The 19338-nt window shown below is 60.4% G+C and carries 21 protein-coding genes; 18 read left to right on the top strand and 3 right to left on the bottom strand.

All coding sequences use genetic code 11. From position 1 onward, the window contains the following. Positions 1-131 precede the first annotated feature (131 nt). Complete coding sequence (locus HU767_RS18855) at positions 132-614, top strand: GNAT family N-acetyltransferase (protein ID WP_030137727.1); 483 nt, start codon at positions 132-134, stop codon at positions 612-614. Positions 615-619: 5 nt separating this feature from the next. Here the strand turns inward: HU767_RS18855 and HU767_RS18850 are convergent, their stop codons facing one another. Then, positions 620-1252: a glutathione S-transferase gene (locus HU767_RS18850; protein ID WP_186730204.1), complete on the bottom strand. Its 633-nt coding sequence runs from the start codon at positions 1250-1252 to the stop codon at positions 620-622. Positions 1253-1441: 189 nt separating this feature from the next. Between HU767_RS18850 and HU767_RS18845 the strand changes: the two genes are divergently transcribed. From HU767_RS18845 to HU767_RS18825, 5 genes are all read left to right on the top strand, one after another. Then, entirely contained in the window at positions 1442-2422 is a 981-nt protein-coding gene (locus tag HU767_RS18845) for a 2-dehydro-3-deoxygalactonokinase (protein WP_186707211.1), read from the top strand. Between the two features lie 19 nt (positions 2423-2441). Continuing rightward, a complete protein-coding gene (locus tag HU767_RS18840) occupies positions 2442-3062 on the top strand; it encodes a 2-dehydro-3-deoxy-6-phosphogalactonate aldolase (RefSeq protein WP_186707212.1) in 621 nt (206 codons plus the stop codon). A gap of 49 nt (positions 3063-3111) precedes the next feature. Beyond that, positions 3112-4260: a galactonate dehydratase gene (gene dgoD, locus HU767_RS18835; RefSeq protein WP_186707213.1), complete on the top strand. Its 1149-nt coding sequence runs from the start codon at positions 3112-3114 to the stop codon at positions 4258-4260. Between the two features lie 190 nt (positions 4261-4450). After that, the gene (locus tag HU767_RS18830; RefSeq protein WP_186730203.1) at positions 4451-5761 is read left to right on the top strand and encodes an MFS transporter; all 1311 of its coding nucleotides are present in this window, start codon (positions 4451-4453) and stop codon (positions 5759-5761) included. A 59-nt stretch (positions 5762-5820) separates the two neighbouring features. Continuing rightward, on the top strand, positions 5821-6624 hold the full coding sequence (locus tag HU767_RS18825; RefSeq protein WP_013693986.1) for an IclR family transcriptional regulator: 804 nt from the start codon (positions 5821-5823) through the stop codon (positions 6622-6624). A gap of 6 nt (positions 6625-6630) precedes the next feature. Here the strand turns inward: HU767_RS18825 and HU767_RS18820 are convergent, their stop codons facing one another. Further along, a complete protein-coding gene (locus HU767_RS18820) occupies positions 6631-7683 on the bottom strand; it encodes an NAD(P)-dependent alcohol dehydrogenase (protein ID WP_186707215.1) in 1053 nt (350 codons plus the stop codon). Between the two features lie 180 nt (positions 7684-7863). On the opposite strand from HU767_RS18820, the gene HU767_RS18815 reads away from it, so the two are divergent. Beyond that, a complete protein-coding gene (locus HU767_RS18815) occupies positions 7864-8754 on the top strand; it encodes an AraC family transcriptional regulator (RefSeq protein WP_186730202.1) in 891 nt (296 codons plus the stop codon). Between the two features lie 184 nt (positions 8755-8938). On the opposite strand, the gene HU767_RS18810 is transcribed toward HU767_RS18815, so the two are convergent. Then, positions 8939-10603, bottom strand: a complete 1665-nt coding sequence (locus HU767_RS18810) for an electron transfer flavoprotein-ubiquinone oxidoreductase (RefSeq protein ID WP_186707217.1) — start codon at positions 10601-10603, stop codon at positions 8939-8941. A 544-nt stretch (positions 10604-11147) separates the two neighbouring features. Between HU767_RS18810 and HU767_RS18805 the strand changes: the two genes are divergently transcribed. The 11 genes from HU767_RS18805 (at position 11148) to HU767_RS18755 (ending at position 19093) form a co-directional block, all read left to right on the top strand. Next, positions 11148-11897 carry an electron transfer flavoprotein subunit beta/FixA family protein gene (locus HU767_RS18805; RefSeq protein WP_003179445.1) on the top strand — a complete coding sequence of 250 codons (750 nt, stop codon included), beginning with the start codon at positions 11148-11150 and terminating at the stop codon, positions 11895-11897. A 2-nt stretch (positions 11898-11899) separates the two neighbouring features. Beyond that, entirely contained in the window at positions 11900-12829 is a 930-nt protein-coding gene (locus HU767_RS18800; RefSeq protein WP_053123770.1) for an FAD-binding protein, read from the top strand. 76 nt (positions 12830-12905) lie between these two features. Continuing rightward, on the top strand, positions 12906-13730 hold the full coding sequence (locus HU767_RS18795; protein WP_186730201.1) for a transporter substrate-binding domain-containing protein: 825 nt from the start codon (positions 12906-12908) through the stop codon (positions 13728-13730). Between the two features lie 9 nt (positions 13731-13739). Then, positions 13740-14099, top strand: coding sequence for a DUF4398 domain-containing protein (locus HU767_RS18790; protein WP_186707219.1), 360 nt, complete (start codon positions 13740-13742; stop codon positions 14097-14099). After that, on the top strand, positions 14096-14905 hold the full coding sequence (locus HU767_RS18785) for an OmpA family protein (RefSeq protein WP_186707220.1): 810 nt from the start codon (positions 14096-14098) through the stop codon (positions 14903-14905). Before HU767_RS18790 ends, HU767_RS18785 begins: the two co-directional genes overlap by 4 nt. 200 nt (positions 14906-15105) lie before the next feature. Beyond that, the gene (locus tag HU767_RS18780) at positions 15106-16548 is read left to right on the top strand and encodes a PLP-dependent aminotransferase family protein (protein ID WP_014339472.1); all 1443 of its coding nucleotides are present in this window, start codon (positions 15106-15108) and stop codon (positions 16546-16548) included. Between the two features lie 85 nt (positions 16549-16633). Continuing rightward, a complete protein-coding gene (locus HU767_RS18775) occupies positions 16634-17110 on the top strand; it encodes a translation initiation factor 2 (protein WP_186707221.1) in 477 nt (158 codons plus the stop codon). Between the two features lie 148 nt (positions 17111-17258). Continuing rightward, the gene (locus HU767_RS18770; protein WP_186707222.1) at positions 17259-17513 is read left to right on the top strand and encodes a YkgJ family cysteine cluster protein; all 255 of its coding nucleotides are present in this window, start codon (positions 17259-17261) and stop codon (positions 17511-17513) included. A gap of 53 nt (positions 17514-17566) precedes the next feature. Beyond that, complete coding sequence (locus HU767_RS18765; protein ID WP_186730200.1) at positions 17567-18175, top strand: START domain-containing protein; 609 nt, start codon at positions 17567-17569, stop codon at positions 18173-18175. Between the two features lie 138 nt (positions 18176-18313). After that, positions 18314-18550 (top strand): hypothetical protein, encoded by a 237-nt coding sequence (locus HU767_RS18760; RefSeq protein WP_186730199.1) that lies wholly within the window; start codon positions 18314-18316, stop codon positions 18548-18550. A 201-nt stretch (positions 18551-18751) separates the two neighbouring features. After that, positions 18752-19093 carry a ribonuclease E inhibitor RraB gene (locus tag HU767_RS18755; RefSeq protein WP_003179463.1) on the top strand — a complete coding sequence of 114 codons (342 nt, stop codon included), beginning with the start codon at positions 18752-18754 and terminating at the stop codon, positions 19091-19093. Positions 19094-19338: the final 245 nt, after the last annotated feature.

Genomic DNA, 19338 nt, shown 5'->3' with positions numbered 1-19338 from the left:
GGTGCCTTGGGCGCGACGAATGGCAGTTTTGGGAAGAGCCGTGCGCCCGCGATCAAATAGTTGGATCGGTATGTGACGAGCGCCGCGCAGCGGCTTAGTATGGCGCTTTCAATTGGCTACAAGGCCTGTTCATGTCGATCGAGATCCGTCCTGCGCAACCCAGCGATGCGCCTCAAATCCTTGCCTTCATCACCGAGTTGGCCGATTACGAAAAAGCCCGCCACGAAGTCATCGCCAGTGTGGCCGACATCGAGCGCAGCCTCTTTAGCGAAGGCGCAACCGCCCACGGGCTGATCTGCCTGCGTGACGGCGTGCCGATCGGTTTCGCGGTGTTTTTCTTCAGCTATTCCACCTGGCTGGGCAGCAACTGTCTGTATCTGGAGGACCTGTACATCACGCCCGAGCAGCGCGGTGGCGGGGCGGGCAAGACATTGTTGCGCCACTTGGCGAAGATCGCCTGCGACAACGATTGCGGCCGCTTCGAATGGAGCGTGCTGGATTGGAACACGCCGGCCATCGATTTCTATAAATCCCTCGGCGCGCAACCACAGGAAGAGTGGGTGCGCTACCGAATGGACGGCAAGGTGCTACGGGATTTCGCTAACGGCAACTGAGCCCTTCATGAGTGCGCGGCGGATGCGTACTCGGCAAATCCTGGTCGTTGATCGAGACGTTTGCAGTAGGCGGCCACGGCCGGATAGTCGGGGCGCTCCATGGGCGTCTGCCGCCAGCGATGCACCGAAAGCCCGATAAGCACATCAGCCAGGGAAAATTCCGTACCGGCCACGTAGGCACCGGTGCGGTTCAACTGCTGTTCCAGCAAACCCATCTTCTCGTTCCAGCCTTTGACGCCCGCGGCGATGAGCTGTGGGTCCTGGTAGTCCGGGTGTTTGCGCACCAATCCGTAAAACGCATCGCCCCAGGAAGGATTGAGTTCCGTAGCCTGCCAGTCCATCCACTGCTCGATGCGTGCCCGTGCGGCAGGTTCGACGGGCAGCAGATCGCTGCGCCCCTGCTTGCCCACCAGGTAGCGACAAATAGTGTTCGACTCCCAGAGCACACCGTTCTCATCAATGATCACCGGCACCTGGGCATTCGGGTTCAAGGCCAGGAACGCCGGGTCATGGGTCGAGGCAAAGCCGATACCCCAGTCTTCGCGCTCGTAGGCGATGTCCAGTTCCTGGCAGGTCCACAGCACTTTTCTGACGTTGATCGAGGAAGTGCGGCCGAGGATTTTCAGCAGTTGTCCCATTACTTTTTCCCTGAGTTGTTTAGCGTCCGACCAGAAAACTAGCAGGGTCTTGGACGGATGGCGATTGGCTTTGCGGTTGGCTTATCAAAATCCCAATATATGGGAGTGTTATTTATATATTGAGATTCTGTCGCCCCCAGGTTTATAGTCCGTTCCACTCACTGCCAAAAAACAAAACAGGTGAAGCGGATGCAGGCGCAATTGATCGCGCTCGATTGGGGGACCACCTCATTACGGGCTTACAAACTCGCAGCCGGTGGCGAGGTGCTCGAGCAGCGTTCGCTGTCGTCGGGGATCATGCAGTTGCCCTCCGGGCCACGAACCGTTGCCGGCCGGGTCTGCATCGACGGTTTCGAGCTGGCCTTCGACGAGGCCTGCGGCGACTGGCTCGATGCTCAACCGGGCTTGCCTGTGATTGCCTGCGGCATGGTGGGCAGTGCTCAGGGCTGGCGCGAAGCGCCTTACTGCGACACACCCGCCAACGTCGCCAATCTCGGACATTCCCTACAAACCGTTCGCAGCCTTCGCGGCGTCGATGTGCACATCGTGCCCGGCGTGATCCAGCGTTCACGTTTGCCCAATGTCATGCGCGGCGAAGAAACCCAAGTGCTCGGTGCCTTGCACAGCCTGCCGGATGAAGCGGTGCTGATCGGCCTGCCTGGCAGTCATTCGAAATGGGTGGAAGTGGCCGATGGCTGCATTGTGCATTTCGATACCTTCATGACCGGCGAGATCTTCGCCGTCCTCAGTGACCACAGCATTCTCGGCCGCACCCAGCAACGGGGGACGACCTTCGATGGCGTGGCGTTTGACCGTGGCGTGCAAGTGGCGCTGTCGGTGGACGGCCAGATCGGCCCGTTGTCCACCGTGTTCAGCGCCCGCAGCCTGGGCTTGACCGGCGAGCTGGTGGCCAGTGCCCAGGCGGATTACCTCTCGGGCCTGTTGATCGGCCATGAGCTGGCAGCGCTGGCCGAGGTGCAGCGCCGTCGTCGCGACAGCCTGCACCTGCCGACGGTGGTGCTGATCGGCAACTCCCAACTCTGTGTCCGTTATCAACGGGCCCTCGACGCCTGCGGCTTCGCCCGGGTGGTCCTGGCCGAACAGGCCACCGAACGCGGTTTGTGGCAACTGGCCGTGGCGGCCGGGTTGCTCGATTCCACCGCCCCCTGAACCTGACTGGAGGTCTGACATGCTCACACAAGCACTGGCGCACAACGGGTTGATCGCGATCCTGCGTGGCTTGCGTCCCGAAGAGGCGGCGGCCATCGGCGAGGTCCTGTACAACGCCGGATTTCGTGTAATCGAAGTGCCGCTCAATTCCCCCGAACCGTACGAAAGTATCCGCATCCTGCGCAGCACCTTGCCCGCCGATTGCCTGATCGGTGCCGGCACCGTGCTCACGCCGGAACAGGTCGAGCAGGTGAAAGCCGCTGGCGGCCAAGTGATCGTCATGCCCCACAGCGACCCGAAGGTGCTGCGTGCGGCGAAAGCGGCGGGCTTGTACCTGTCGCCCGGCGTCGCCACGCCCACCGAAGCCTTTGCCGCGCTGGCCGAAGGCGCCCATGTACTGAAGATGTTTCCCGCCGAGCAAATGGGCCCGGCGGTGGTCAAGGCCTGGCTCGCGGTGTTGCCGGCCGGGACCGTGCTGGTGCCGGTGGGCGGGATTACGCCGGACAACATGGCGGTGTTCGTCGAAGCCGGCGTCAAGGGTTTCGGCCTCGGTTCCGGGCTGTTCAAGCCGGGCCTGACAGCGGATGAAGTGGCGGTACGCGCCAAGGCCTACGTGGCCGCATGGAATGCCTTGAACTGAAGATTTTTCCAGCGCCCCGCGCGCTGCATCTGACAAGAGAGACAACAAGATGAAAATTACCAAGCTGACCACGTTTATCGTTCCGCCGCGCTGGTGCTTCCTCAAGGTCGAGACCGACGAGGGCGTGACCGGTTGGGGCGAGCCCGTGGTCGAGGGCCGTGCCCACACGGTGGCGGCGGCTGTCGAGGAATTGTCCGACTACCTGATCGGCAAAGACCCACGCAACATCGAAGACATCTGGACCGTGCTCTATCGCGGCGGCTTCTACCGCGGCGGCGCCATCCACATGAGCGCCCTGGCCGGCATCGACCAGGCGTTGTGGGACATCAAGGGCAAGGCCCTGGGCGTGTCGGTCAGCGATTTGCTGGGCGGCCAGGTGCGGGACAAGATCCGCGTGTATTCGTGGATCGGCGGCGACCGGCCAGCGGACACCGCCCGCGCGGCGAAAGAGGCTGTAGGGCGGGGCTTCACCGCGGTGAAAATGAATGGCACCGAAGAGTTGCAGTTTCTCGACACCTTCGAAAAAGTCGACCTGGCCCTGGCCAACGTGGCGGCGGTGCGTGATGCGGTCGGGCCGAACGTTGGCATTGGCGTGGACTTCCACGGCCGCGTGCACAAGCCGATGGCCAAGGTGCTGATGAAGGAGCTCGACCCTTACAAACTGATGTTTATCGAAGAGCCGGTACTCAGCGAAAACTACGAAGCCCTCAAGGAATTGGCGCCGCTGACCAGCACCCCGATTGCCCTCGGCGAGCGGTTGTTCTCGCGCTGGGACTTCAAGCGCGTACTCAGCGAAGGCTACGTGGACATCATCCAGCCGGATGCGTCCCACGCCGGCGGCATCACCGAAACCCGCAAGATCGCCAACATGGCCGAGGCCTACGACGTGGCGCTGGCGCTGCACTGCCCGCTGGGTCCCATCGCCCTGGCGGCGTGCCTGCAACTGGACGCGGTCTGCTACAACGCGTTCATCCAGGAGCAGAGCCTGGGCATCCACTACAACGAGAGCAACGACCTGCTGGATTACATCAAGGATCCGCAGGTGTTCGACTACGACAAGGGCTTCGTGAAGATTCCCAATGGCCCGGGCCTGGGCATCGAGATCAACGAGGAATACGTCATCGAACGCGCGGCCATCGGCCACCGCTGGCGCAACCCGATCTGGCGCCATGCCGATGGCAGTTTTGCCGAGTGGTGAGTGAGTACTGAGGCAACTCGGTTCCCTTGTGGGAGCGGGCTTGCTCGCGAAGGCACTGTGTCAGCTAGCGGATGTATCGCAGACACACCGCTTTCGCGAGCAAGCCCGCTCCCACCCTCAACCTCCTTATGCAGAGGGATTATCCCAACGCTCCCGAATTCCTCAATAAACATAAAAAGAGGCACCTCACATGCAAGCGCACACCCTGAGCGCGCAGGCGTCGTTGGTGACGCCTAGCCGCAAGCGTTTTTTCATCATGGTCCTGCTGTTCATCACCGTGGTGATCAACTACCTGGACCGCAGTAACCTCTCGATTGCCGCCCCCGCGCTAACCAGTGACCTGGGCATCGACCCGATTCATGTCGGACTTATTTTCTCCGCGTTCGGCTGGACCTACGCCGCCATGCAGATTCCTGGCGGCTGGCTGGTGGACCGGGTGCCGCCGCGCATCCTCTACAGCGTGGCGTTGCTGCTGTGGTCGGTGGCGACGGTGATGCTGGGGTTCGTCTCCAGCTTCATCGCGTTGTTCGTGCTGCGCATGGCGGTCGGAGCCCTGGAAGCGCCGGCCTATCCAATCAACAGCCGCGTGGTGACGACCTGGTTTCCCGAGCGTGAGCGGGCCACGGCCATCGGTTTCTACACCTCCGGGCAATTCGTCGGGCTGGCTTTCCTGACCCCGGTATTGGCCTGGTTGCAGCACACCTTCGGTTGGCACATGGTGTTTGTCGCCACAGGCGCGGTGGGCATTCTCTGGGCAGTGATCTGGTACGCGGCGTATCGCGAGCCGCGGGATTTCAAAGGCGCCAACGCCGCCGAAATCGAGCTGATCCGCGAAGGCGGCGGGCTGGTGGACATCCAGGCCGAGACTGCCAAGGTCAAGGCCAAGTTCAGCTGGGCCGACCTAGGCATCGTCCTGACCCAACGCAAGTTGTGGGGCATTTACTTGGGGCAGTTCTGCCTCAACTCCACGCTGTGGTTTTTCCTGACGTGGTTTCCGACCTACCTGGTGAAATATCGCGGCATGGACTTCATCAAGTCTGGCTTGCTGGCGTCGTTGCCGTTCCTCGCGGCGTTTGTCGGCGTGCTGTGCTCCGGGTTCTTCTCCGACTGGCTGATTCGCCGCGGCGCCACGGTGGGCTTTGCCCGCAAACTGCCGATCATTGGTGGGCTGTTGATTTCCACGGCGATCATTGGTGCCAACTATGTCGAATCGACGCCGCTGGTGATCGCCTTCCTGGCCCTGGCGTTCTTCGGCAATGGCCTGGCGTCGATCACGTGGTCGCTGGTTTCCACCTTGGCACCGGCGCGATTGCTCGGGTTGACCGGCGGGGTGTTCAACTTCATCGGTAACCTGGCGGCCATCGCCACGCCGATTGTCATTGGCTTCCTCGCCAGCGGCGATTCGTTTGCCCCGGCCATTACCTATATCGCTGTCCTGGCATTGGCTGGCGCGCTGTCCTACATCCTGCTGGTCGGGAAGGTCGAGCGCATCGAGTTGTAGTCCGACGGGGCGGGCGACCATAATGCCGCCCGTTCCCCGCTCACTGTTGAAGGTCGGCTATGCAGCAAGACGATCCAAAAATCACCAAGGACGCCGCGCCTACCGGCACGCAGACATTGCTGCGTGGCCTGGGCGTGGTCCAGGCGGTCGCCAGTGGCGCCCGTGACTTGAAGGAAATCGCCCGGCTGATCGGCACCACCCGCAGCACCACCCATCGCCTGGCCAGTTGCCTGGTGGACGAACGTTACCTGCGCGTGGTGCCGCAAGTGGGTTACCTGCTGGGGCCGAAGTTGATCGAGCTGGGTTTCCAGGCCCGGGAAGAACTGCCCCTGGTGAGCCTGGCGGGGCCGTACCTGGACGAGCTGTCGGCGCTGACCGGGGACACCGTTCACCTGGCGATTCGCGAGGGCGACGAAGTCTTGTACCTGCTGAAGAATCCGGGGCGCAACGGCCCGGAAATGCGCTCGCGCGTAGGCCATCGCATGCCGTTGGCGCGCACCGGGATCGGCAAGGCGCTGATGCTCGATGATTCGCAGGAACAATGGAAGCGGCTGTATGAAATCAGCCTGCCGGCGGGTGGGAAGAATCAGTTCTGGCCCCAGCATCAGGAGCAATCCTGGGAACAGTTCCAGCAACGGATGGTGGAATACGTGGCGGGGGGCTATGCCTTCGACCTGGAAGACAACGAGCCGTCGATTCGTTGTGTGGCGGCGCCGATTCGAGACGCGGGCAAGCGCATCGTCGCCGGTATCAGCATCGCCAGCACCGTGCCGTACATGCCGCTGGAAAAGATGGCCGAGCTGATTCCCCTGGTCAAAGGGGTCACAGCCCGGCTGTCGGCGGAGCTGGGCGCCAAGGTCTGACGAGCGTCAGGCCTTGAGCGTCGCCATGTCGATGACGAAGCGGTACTTCACGTCCCCGGCGATCATGCGGCTGTAGGCCTCGTTGATCTGGCGGATGTCGAGCATTTCAATGTCGCAACTGATGTTGTGCTCGGCGCAGAAATCCAGCATTTCCTGGGTTTCTGCGATACCGCCGATCAGCGAGCCGGCCAGCACTCGGCGACCCATGATCAGTTTTGCCGCGTGTACCGGTGGGTCGACCGGCTCGACCAGGCCCACGATGATGTGTACACCGTCGAAATGCAGCGTGTCTAGGTAGGGATTGAGGTCGTGCTGCACCGGAATGGTGTCCAGCAGGAAATTGAAACGTCCGGCGGCAGCCGCCATCTGTTCGGCGTCGGTGGACACGATCACATGGTCCGCGCCCTGACGACGGGCTTCTTCAGCCTTGCTCGCCGAGCGGGTGAACAACGTCACTTCTGCGCCCATGGCCTTGGCGAACTTGATGCCCATGTGGCCCAGGCCGCCCATGCCCAGCACGCCGACCTTGTCGCCAGCCTTCACGCCGTAGTGTTTGAGGGGCGAATAGGTGGTGATGCCGGCGCACAGCAGCGGTGCGGCGCTGGCCGGGTCGAGTGTTTGCGGGATGCGCAGCACAAAGTGCTCGCTGACCACGATGCTGTCGGAATAACCGCCCATGGTGTGGCCACCACTGACGCGGTCCGGGCTGGCGTAGGTCTGGGTCATGCCTTCGAAGCAGTATTGCTCCAAGTCCGCCCGGCACGCTTCGCACTCGCGGCAGGAGTCGACCATACAGCCCACACCGACCAAGTCGCCGACTTTGTGAGCGGTAACATTCGCACCGACGGCGGTGACTTTTCCGATGATTTCGTGGCCGGGCATCAGCGGGTAGACGGCAATGCCCCATTCATTGCGGGCCTGGTGGATGTCGGAGTGGCAGACCCCGCAGTAGAGAATATCGATCGCCACATCATCGGCTCGCGGGCTGCGACGCTCGAACTTCATGGGGGCGAGGGGAGTGGTGGCTGATTGGGCGGCATAGCCGATGGCTGTGTACATGATGGACCTCGCTAAGCAGTGAACGGTGAGGGAATCCATTCTGGGAGTCATGGCGGCAGGCGGCGATGGCGATTCCTCCGCCTGTCATGCCTAATCCTCCGGCATTGGCCAGGATTTGATTCCATGTGACGCTAGACCTGCGATGATGGTTTCATCCCATTTTTCGTGAAGTTTTTGCCCATGTTGTTGACCCGCCATCTCGATGCCAACGCCACGCTGGTTTCACTGATAGAACCCTTGGCGACCCGCGACGGTTTCGTCCCTACACGACTGCCTGGCGTGCACGCGCTGCGTGCCAGCCAGGACGTCGCTCGTGGCCCGCAGCTCTACGAACCGAGCCTGGTGATCATCGCCCAAGGCAGCAAACTGGCCTACCTGGGGCCACGCACAATGGAATATGGCGCCGGGCATTATCTGATCCAGGCCTTGCCGGTGCCGTTCGAATGCGAAACCTACGCCATGCCCAATGCTCCGCTGTATGGCGTTTCCGTTGCGATCGATCGAGCGATGTTGGGGGAGTTGGTGCTTTCCATGGGGTTGATGCCAGGTCGGAATCTACCGCCCCAGACACCGGAATCCATGACCTGCGCAGTGCTCGATGACGCCATGCGTGGGTGTGTCGAACGCTTGTTGCGCTGCCTGCACGATCCGCTGGAATGCCAGGTCATGGGCCAGGCGCGGTTGCGGGAGTTGCTGTTCGTCGCGTTGCGCGGTCCCCAGGCTGATGTGCTGCGGGCGCTGGTGGAGCAGCAAGGTCAGTTCGCCCGGATTGCCGCGGCCCTGAGCCATCTGCATGCGCATTTCACCGAACCACTGAACGTCGAGACCTTGGCCAGTTGCGCGAACATGAGCGCTTCGACCTTCCATGAGCATTTCAAGCGCAGCACCTTGCTGTCGCCGGTGCAGTACCTCAAGCGGTTGCGCCTGCTCAAGGCCCAGCGCCTGCTGATGTGCGAGGGCATGAGTGTGGCCCATGTCGCGCACCAGGTGGGGTATCAGAGCCCGTCGCAGTTCAGTCGCGAATACAAGCGCTACTTCGAGCGTAATCCCGGGGAGGAGCGCGCGGCCTGATCCACTCAGGATCCCTGTGGGAGCGGGCTTGCTCGCGAAAGCGGCGTATCTCCCAACATTTTTGTTGACTGATACACCGCTTTCGCGAGCAAGCCCGCTCCCACATTTTAAACTGCGGTGCTTGTTGGGTCACAGGCAACAAAAAGGCCCCCATTGCGGGAGCCTCGATGTTCGGCGTGTCGGCTTACATGTTCGGGTAAGTCGGCCCGCCAGCGCCTTCCGGCGATACCCAGGTGATGTTCTGCGCAGGGTCCTTGATGTCGCAGGTCTTGCAGTGGACGCAGTTCTGGGCGTTGATCTGGAAGCGCTTCTCGCCGTCTTCCTTGGTCACCACTTCGTACACGCCAGCCGGGCAGTAGCGCTGGGCCGGTTCGTCGTACAGCGGCAGGTTCTTGCTGATCGGGATGCTCGGGTCGGTCAGCTTCAGGTGGCAGGGTTGTTCTTCTTCGTGGTTGGTACCGGAGATGAACACCGAGCTGAGTTTGTCGAAGCTGATCTTGCCGTCTGGTTTCGGGTAGTCGATCTTCTTGCAATCGGCCGCCAGTTTCAGGCACGCGTAGTCGGGCTTGTTGTCATGCAGGGTGAACGGAATCTTGCCGCCGAAGATGTTCTGGTCGAGCCAGTTGAAGCCGCCACCGATGATCGCGCCGTATTTGTGAATCGCCGCACCGAAGTTGCGGCTGGCGAACAGCTCTTCGTACAGCCAGCTGTTCTTGAAGCTGTCGACGTAGGCGGTCAGTTCATCACCGCCTTCGGACTCGGCGAACAGGCGATCGGCCACGGCCTCGGCGGCGAGCATGCCGGATTTCATGGCGGTGTGGCTGCCCTTGATCTTGGCGAAGTTCAGGGTGCCGAGGTCGCAACCGATCAGCGCACCGCCCTTGAAGACCATTTTTGGCAGCGAGTTCAGGCCGCCCTTGCAGATGGCACGGGCGCCGTAGCTGACGCGCTTGCCACCTTCCAGGTACTGCTTGAGCACCGGATGGTGCTTGAGGCGCTGGAACTCGTCGAACGGCGACAGGAAGGTGTTGCTGTAGGACAGGTCGATAATCAGGCCGACCACCACCTGGTTGTTTTCCAGGTGATAGAGGAAGGATCCGCCGGTGTTCTCGGTGCCCATGATGTCCAGCGGCCAGCCAGCAGTGTGCACCACCAGGCCGGGTTGATGCTTGGCCGGGTCGATTTCCCAGATTTCCTTCAAGCCAATGCCGTAGTGCTGGGCGTCGGCCTCGCTGTCCAGGTTGAAGCGCTTGATCAGTTGCTTGCCGATGTGACCACGGCAGCCTTCGGCGAATAGCGTGTATTTGCCACGCAATTCCATGCCGGGGGTGTAGAGGCCTTCCTTTGGATTGCCTTCGCGGTCGACACCCAAGTCGCCGGTGATAATGCCGCGAACCACGCCGTTTTCGTCGAACAGCGCTTCCTGGGCGGCGAAGCCCGGGTAGATTTCCACGCCCAGGTTCTCGGCTTGCTGGGCCAGCCAGCGGCACAGGTTGCCCAGGGAAATAATATAGTTGCCTTCGTTGTGCATGGTCTTGGGCACAAAGAAGTCAGGGATTTTGCTCGCGGCCTCGGCGTTTCTCAGGACATAAATATCATCGCGTACGACAGGCGTGTTCAACGGTGCGCCGAGTTCTTTCCAGTCCGGGAACAGCTCATTCAAGGCGCGGGGCTCGAACACCGCGCCGGAGAGGATGTGCGCGCCGACTTCGGAACCTTTTTCGACCACGCAGACGCTGATTTCCTTACCGGCTTCGGCGGCCTTCTGTTTCAGTCGGCAAGCGGCAGACAGGCCAGCGGGGCCGGCACCGACGATGACCACGTCGAATTCCATGTATTCGCGTTCCACAGGCTATCTCCTACTCAAGGCTCACAGTTTTTCTAATTGGAGGTTTGGCGTTGCATCCGTTGTTTCCTTCGCGAAAAGCGACGAAAGCGGCAATGGATGAAACGCGGGTCTCTCTTAAGCGGCGCATTATATCTACACCACTCTCAGGGTCCAATACAAACGTTTGTTTGAAATTGCCGCAGCCCAGATAAATCACTGACGTACGGCTTATGACTGACCATTTTGCCGTATTGACCGGAATAGGCGTTCCGGTCAAGATACGGGCGGTTTTGCGCTCGCCGTAGGCTGACTGTTGGTTCCAAGAGCACCTCTAAAGACAGGGCGAAGGCAGCACAAAGTGACGTATTGCGCGGTTCCGAGGCGCAGTTTACACGCCGCGATAATGAATGACTCATCGGTCATCACTGACGAATGGTCTTCACTCCCGTGAGCTGGGTCATGTGTGGTTCATGCCGGCGTTTTTAGAGGTGCCCTTGCGCCCATGAGCATCAACCGCCAGGTTCGCCTAGGCGACTTTTTTTCACCGGAGAGTAACGAGGAATCCATGAAGGTTCTTGTAGCTGTCAAACGAGTGGTCGACTATAACGTCAAGGTTCGCGTCAAGGCGGACAACTCCGGCGTCGACCTCGCCAACGTCAAGATGTCGATGAACCCCTTCTGCGAAATCGCCGTGGAAGAAGCCGTCCGCCTGAAAGAGAAAGGCGTGGCAACGGAAATCGTCGTCGTCTCCATCGGCCCGACCACCGCCCAGGAACAACTGCGCACCGCGCTGGCCCTGGGTGCCGATCGCGCCATCCTCGTCGAATCCGCCGAAGACCTGACTTCCCTGGCCGTGGCCAAGCTGCTCAAGGCCGTTGTCGACAAGGAACAGCCATCGCTGGTGATCCTCGGCAAACAGGCCATCGACAGCGACAACAACCAGACCGGCCAGATGCTCGCGGCATTGAGCGGCTACGGTCAGGGCACCTTCGCGTCCAAAGTCGAAGTGTCCGGCGACAGCGTTGCCGTGACCCGCGAGATCGACGGCGGCGCGCAGACCGTTTCCCTGAAACTGCCGGCCATCGTCACCACCGACCTGCGTTTGAACGAGCCGCGTTATGCGTCGTTGCCAAACATCATGAAAGCCAAGAAGAAGCCGCTTGAAGTGCTGACTCCGGATGCTTTGGGTGTTTCCACCGCCTCCACCAACAAGACCGTCAAAGTCGAAGCGCCGGCTGCACGCAGCGCGGGCATCAAGGTCAAGTCGGTGGCTGAACTGGTCGAGAAACTGAAAAACGAAGCGAAGGTAATCTGACTATGACTATCTTGGTAATCGCCGAACACGATAACAAAGCGCTGGCTCCGGCCACGCTGAACACCGTTGCAGCCGCTGCCAAAATCGGTGGTGACGTGCATGTTCTGGTGGCCGGGCAGGGCGCAAGCGCCGTTGCCGAAGCCGCTGCGAAAATCGCTGGCGTGGCAAAGGTGCTGTCGGCCGACAACGCCGCCTACGCTCACCAGTTGCCGGAAAACGTTGCGCCATTGGTTGCCGAGCTAGGCAAGGGCTACAGCCACATCCTGGCTGCCGCCACCTCCAACGGCAAAAACATCCTGCCGCGCGTTGCTGCCGCACTGGACGTCGACCAGATCTCCGAGATCATCTCGGTAGAAAGCGCTGACACCTTCAAGCGTCCGATCTACGCTGGCAACGCCATTGCCACCGTGCAATCGACCGCTGCGATCAAGGTCATCACCGTCCGTGCCACCGGTTTCGACCCGGTTGCCGCCGAAGGTGGCTCGGCTGCGGTTGAAGCCGTAGGCGCTGCTCACGACGCCGGCATCTCCAGCTTCGTCAACGAAGAACTGGCCAAGTCCGACCGTCCTGAACTGACCGCTGCCAAGATCGTCGTTTCCGGCGGTCGCGGCATGCAGAACGGTGACAACTTCAAGCACCTCTACGCCCTGGCCGACAAGCTGGGCGCCGCCGTCGGTGCTTCCCGCGCCGCGGTCGACGCCGGTTTCGTGCCGAACGACATGCAGGTCGGCCAGACCGGCAAGATCGTTGCGCCACAGCTGTACATCGCCGTCGGTATCTCTGGCGCGATCCAGCACCTGGCCGGCATGAAAGATTCCAAGGTGATCGTTGCGATCAACAAGGATGAAGAAGCGCCGATCTTCCAGGTGGCTGACTACGGCTTGGTAGCGGACTTGTTCGAAGCCATCCCTGAGCTGGAGAAGCTGGTCTAATCCGGCATCTTCACTTATAAAGAGCCCGGCCCTTTGGCCGGGCTTTTTATTTTCCGCATCAGAGGAGCTTATCGCCATGGATCTGCGTCGCTTGACCGGCTGGTCGTTGCTGTGGGCGTTGGCGTTCGTGCCGGGCCTGTCTTTCGCCGCCGGCAAATGTGAACGACTGATCGCCACCGGCAGCCCGGACGCACCGCCTTACCTCTGGCAAGACCCTCAAGACCCCAAGCACCTGATCGGTGCCGGTGCCGATCTGCTGGCGCACGTCGCGGCGGAGCTGGGGATCAAGATCGAACTGCTGTATGCCGGCAAGCGCGCCCAGGCGTTGGACGAAGTGCGCAGTGGGCGCATGGACCTGCTCACCGACGCTCCGCTGACCCCCACCGGGCTTGACGCGCTGGATTACATTCATCCGCCCTTGCTGGAAAACGATTACCTGGTCTGGACACGCAAGGACTCGAGCCTGGTCATCAACCAGCCCGACGATCTTCACGGTCACTCCGGCGCCTTGTCGGAAAAGTCTCGCATGACCCAAGGATTTGGCGTCTTTGCCGAGCAGAAATTATCCCTGGTGCGCACGCCCAACCTGACCCAGGCCTTTCAGAAATTGCTGCTGGGAGAGGTGGAATATGTCCTGGCAGGGCGCTATTCGGGCCTGGCGATGGCGCAGACACTGGGGATGGCCAGCGACCTGCAAGCCGTATCGCAACCGGTGGACAAGCCCGGGCTGTTCCTCGCGGTTTCCCATAACTCCGCCTGCAATGACCCATGGTTACGCGGACAGCTGGCGCAAAAGATGACAGAATTGGCCGCGTCCGGTCTGACAGAGGCTGTGTTGCAGCGCAATCTCGAGCGTTGGAACACACAGTTGCAGCCACCTGTCAGTGCCCCCAAACAGTAGGGAACATTAGTGACTATTCGACCTCTTTTCGCTGCCCTGGCCGTTCTGGCTCTGGCGGGCTGCGCAGCCGATCCGGCGCCGAATGAACAGATCCGCCTGACCGAACAGGCATTGAAGCAAGCCCGGGCCGTTGGCGCCACTGTCGACGAAGTGCCCGAATTGAAACTGGCTGAAGAGAAATTCGCCCGCGCCAAATCCAATATGGCAGACGAATCCTACAAGAAGGCGCGCATGCGGGCCGAACAGGCTGAGCTCGACGCCCGACTGGCCGAAGCGAAGGTGCTGACCCTCAAGAGCCAGGAGCAACTGAACGTGCTCGACACCCGCATCAAGCGCTTGCGCAAACAATTGAGGGAGGATGCCCAATGAAGCACTCCCACGTATTGGGCGGCCTGGTCCTCGCCAGCCTTGCCAGCTTGTATGGCTGTGCCGGCCAGCGCAGCGAAGCGGCGCTCGAACAGGCCAGCACCGATTTCCAGAAGGTCAAGGAAGACGCCAATGTATTGCGTGCCGCGCCCCGGGATGTGATCCGCGCTGGCGAGTCCCTGGCCCGTGCCGATCGCCTGTCCAGCTACTGGGGCAGCGGTCAGGATGTGCAGCATTACGCCTACCTGAGCCAGCGCTACAGTGCGATCGCCCGGGAGCACAGCAACCAGGTGCTCAACGAAGAGCGCGCGGCGAAGCTCGAGCTGGAGCGCCAGCGCCTGCAGTTGGCCTTGCGTGAGTCCAAATTGTTGAGCGTGCAGCAGCAGGGCAAATGGCTCGAAGAACAGATCATGGCGATGGCGACCACCCAGACCGATCGCGGCTTGGTGATGACCTTGGGTGACGTGCTGTTCGACACCGGCGAAGCGGAACTGAAAAATTCGGCCAACCGGGTCGTGCTCAAGATCGTGCAGTTCTTGCAGCTCAACCCCAAGCGCGTGGTGCGTATCGAGGGGTACACCGACAGCACCGGCGGCAAGCAGGAAAACCTCAAGCTGTCCCGCGACCGCGCACAGTCGGTGGCGGATGTGCTGGTGGACTTGGGGATTGATGAAAAACGCATCCAGGTCGAAGGCTACGGTGATGAGTATCCGGTGGACGTCAACGCTTCCGAGCGTGGCCGGGCACAGAACCGTCGCGTGGAAATTGTGTTCTCCGACGAAAAAGGCCAGCTCGGCGCCGCCCGCTAAGGGCTGCGTCACTGGAAAACCCGGCCCCTGTAAAAGGCGCCGGGTTTTTTTGGCCCTGCAATCGATGCAGGATGAGTACAGTTAGAGCTGTCACTCCACTGTACTGTCGAGTAATCTGGCAACTGTCCCAGTACACTTCTAAACTGTTCCGGTATCGTTTCCGACAAGAATAAAATGCCCGTGAAATCGAGTGCTGCGTCATGACCAACCTCCTGCTCTATCAACGTATTGCTCAACAGCTGGCTGAAGACATCCGACGCGGTGTGTATCAGCCTGGTGAACGCGTGCCTTCGGTGCGCAAGATGAGCTCGCAGCTCAACGTCAGCCACGCCACGGTGCTGCAGGCCTATGCGAACCTTGAAGACCAGGGGTTGATTCGCGCACGGCCGCAATCGGGCTACTACGTTCACCAGACGCCGGCCCTGACCGCACCGACGCCGGACATTGCCCGGGTTGAGCGTCCGGGGCTGGTGACGCGCAGCAGCATCATCCAGCAGGTATTGGTCGAGTCGCGCCGCGAAGGGGTATTCCCCCTGGGCGCGGCGGTGCCGAGCGTCGACTATCTGCCGGTTCGGGCCTTGCATCAGCAATTGGCCAAGGTCACGCGCTTCCACAGCCCGAGGGCGTTCAGCTACATGTTCAGCCCGGGCTTCGAGCCGTTGCGGCGCCAAGTGGCGATTCGCATGCGCGATGCCGGTGTCGTGGTGGACCCTTCCGAAGTGGTGATCACCCACGGTTGCGTCGATGCGCTACAGATGTCCTTGCGGGTGCTGACGCGGCCGGGGGACTTGATCGCTGCCGAGTCGCCGACCTACTACGGTTTGCTGCAACTGGCGGATCTGTTGGGCCTGAAGGTCATCGAGATTCCCAGCGACCCGGTTACCGGGATGAGCCTGGAGGCCTTGCAGTTGGCGGCCAACCAGTGGTCGATCAAGGCGTTGGTGCTGACCACGCGCCTGAGCAATCCCCTCGGCGGCACCATGCCCGAAGAGCGGCAAAAGCAGTTGCTGCGCCTGGCGTCGGACTTCGATATCCAGATCGTCGAGGACGATATCTATGGCGAGCTGATGTTCGAGCAGGGGCGCACCAAGGCCCTCAAGGCCTACGACCGACTGGATCGGGTCATCTACTGTTCGAGTTTTTCCAAGACATTGTCACCGGGCGTGCGCATCGGCTGGATGATCGCGGGGAAATTCCAGCAGGAAATACAGCGGCTCCAGACCTTCAGCACGCACTCGGCATGCAGCGTCACGCAAATGGGCATCGCCGCGTACCTGGAAAACGGCGGCTATGACCGACATTTGCGCTATATCCGCCAGGAGTACCGCAAGAACCTCAGCGCTTTCCAGCTGGCGGTGCAACAGTATTTCCCCGAAGGCACGCAAATGAGCCGTCCCACTGGCGGGTTCATCCTGTGGGTCAGTCTACCGGGGCGGGTCAATACCCAGGAATTGCATGTGCGGGCGTTGCAACAAGGCATCAGCATCGCGCCAGGGCTTATCTTCAGCAACACCGAGCAGTTCAACCACTGCATTCGCTTGAACTGCGGCACACCCTGGAACCGCGAGGCAGAGCGGGCCCTGATGACGCTGGGATTGTTGGCGACACAATTGTGCCAAGAGACGGCCAACGGGTTCCTATAGAAATCAGCGGCTTAGCTTGATGTGCTTGTCAGCGCCTGATTATCAGGCGAGCATGGGGATCTCTGCCGTCAGTGCCGTTGTGTCTATGAAAGCCATTGTTCCTGTTGCCTGGGTTTTGATCGGCCTGTTGAGTGCCTTCCAAATGGGAGGCGTTGCCGTGGCGGCTCCAACGCAGGAAAAACCGGCCGACAGTGCCACGAAGAACGCGCCGAAAAAAACCGCAGCGGCCAAGAAGCCTTCCCCTAAAAAGGCGACTGCGGCGAAGAAAAAGCGCGCGCCCGTCGCTTCCAAGAGCAAATCCGCCCATGAAGTCGCCAAGACCCCATTGCCGCCGGCCAAGCTGGACTTGAGCCTGCCCCGTGACATGGTCGAGGAACTGCAGCCACCGGGTAAGGTGCAGCCGCCCAAGCGTGAACCGCTCTTGCCGTCAATGTTTGGAGATAAGCCCGGACCGTTCCAGCTCAACGGCCGGTTGTTGAGCAATGAAATGCAGCTGCCACTGCGCAATCAGGAGCGCAATGAGGTGGAAGGTGCGGCGCTGGAGTTTGAATTCAAGCAGTAGGCCTCTCACAGGCGTGCCGCTCGTCACTGACCGTTCGGTCATCTCGCCAAGGGCAAAAAAACACGCAGGCGGTAATTTAAAACGAGTGTTTTAGCCGTTACTCTGTGTTCTGTTACTCATCATTACCTGTCGCGAGGATGTGGTTGTCGTGAAATGCCGTGAAGGCTGTGGTGCCTGTTGCATCGCCCCCTCTATCAGTTCGCCTATCCCCGGGATGCCCCAAGGCAAGCCTGCGGGAGAACGGTGCGTGCAATTGTCCGTCGATAACCTGTGCCAGATCTTCGGCCAGTCGGAGCGCCCGGCGGTATGCTCGGCGTTCGAAGCCGACATCGAGGTGTGCGGCGACAGCAGTGAAGAGGCCATCCGCTTGATCGGTTGGTGGGAGCAAGTCACGGCAGCGTGATGGGTCAATGAACGGATCCGAAATGAACGAACTTGGACAATAAGGAAAACACTATGGGTTCGCTGCATCGTATGGCTGTGTTGTGTGGGTTGACCGTGTTGCTGGCAACGGCCACCGCTCAGGCAGAAGACTGGCAGGTTGCCAAGGAGAAGGACGGCATCAAGGTTTCCCTCAGTGAAGTAGCGGGCTCCGAGTACAAGGCTTATCGCGGCGTGACAGTGATGAAAACCTCCATGGCCAAGCTGCGCAGCTTGCAAGAGGACGTTGCGGGCGCCTGCGCTTGGATTCATGAGTGCAAGAGCCAGAAACTGCTCAAGCACGAAGGCAGTCAGAGCTGGACGTACACCCAGTTCAATACGCCATGGCCGGTAACGCCCCGGGACTCGGTGCTGGAAGTCACGACCGAGGAGGGCGCCGATGGCAGCCTGACCCGTAAGCTCAAGGGCCTACCTGAGTACTTGCCTGAGGAGAAGGGTTTTGTGCGTGTGACCAAGGTCGACGGTTTCTGGACGTTCACCCCCAAGGGCGCGGACCAGGTCGAAGTGATCTATCAGGTCCATACCGAGCCGGGTGGTAGCGTACCGTCCATGGTGGCCAACAAGTTCGTGGTGGATGCGCCGTTCAATACATTAAAAGCGTTGAAAGAGCGCGCTGAAAAATAAACAGTATTCGCTGATGAAAAGACCGCCCCCAAGGCGGTCTTTTCATGTGTGCCGTCCGAGCATCCAGCGGAACGATTGTCCCATCGCCAATGTCGAGATAGAGGTAAGCCAGGTCCTGAATTGATCAAGGAGACACTGATGCAAAAGTGGGAAATCACTTTCATTGACGATCACGGTGAAACCACCGTCGAGCAGTTCGACTATGACCAGAAGCCCACCATGGAGCAGGCTGCCCAACTGATTCGCGAAAGGTTGCTTCCAGTGCTCAACAAGCTGGATATGAACGACTTGGAGAACCGCACCGAAGACCCGACGGTCAAGAATCTCAAGTCCCAGAACAGTATCGAAATCGTCAGCATTACACCAATTTCATGAAACCTTGCCTGGTCTCGCTTGGCAGTGGCCATCACTTGCGGCTACTCTGCAATTGAGATCAGCGAAAGGATCGCCAAGGTCCGGTCTTGTCAGCTACATGCTTGTGTCCCGACGGTCATTTGATGCCGTATCGCTTGCAGCCTACGGGCTTCACGCACGGGAAGACGGAAAGTCTATCCATCGGTTTTAGGAGGACGTTTCATGAGCACAGCCTATCAAGAAGACATCAGCACCAGCGTATTGCGCCGCATGAAAGAAGGCGGTTTCGATTTTTCCCGATTCCATCCCATTGAGTTCTACGCCATTTTCCCGGACGAGGAGCGGGCGCGCAGGGCGGCAGGTCATTTTCGGGGAGAGTCGTTGAACGCGCAGATCAGTGCACGGGACGACGGGGCTTGGTCATTGGAACTGAGCCGGGTGATGTACGCCACTTACGATGATATTGGCGACTTCGAGCAAGACTTCGAGGCCGTCGTCGAACCTTTGGGTGGTGTGATCGAAGGGTGGGGCGTCAAGCAAGAGATCCGGCGCCTGCAGGCCTGACAATCACTTACTGCAACCACAGCAACGGCTGACCTTTGTGTCGGCCGTTTTCATGTGCGCATCTGACCCACCGCTATCGCGAGCAGGCTCGCTCCCACAGTTGAGCTCAAGCAGTCACAAAATCTGCATTCACCACGGATCCCTTGTGGGAGCGAGCCTGCTCGCGATGGCGATGGCACAGCCAACCACCGTCAAAGAGTCGACTATGCTCATGAAAGCGACGCCCCTGCGTCGCAATGAAGCGG

This window comes from Pseudomonas sp. SWRI179 (assembly GCF_014268705.1).
Taxonomy (GTDB): Bacteria; Pseudomonadota; Gammaproteobacteria; order Pseudomonadales; family Pseudomonadaceae; genus Aquipseudomonas; species Aquipseudomonas zanjanensis.
This window is presented reverse-complemented; position numbering and strand designations above follow the sequence as displayed.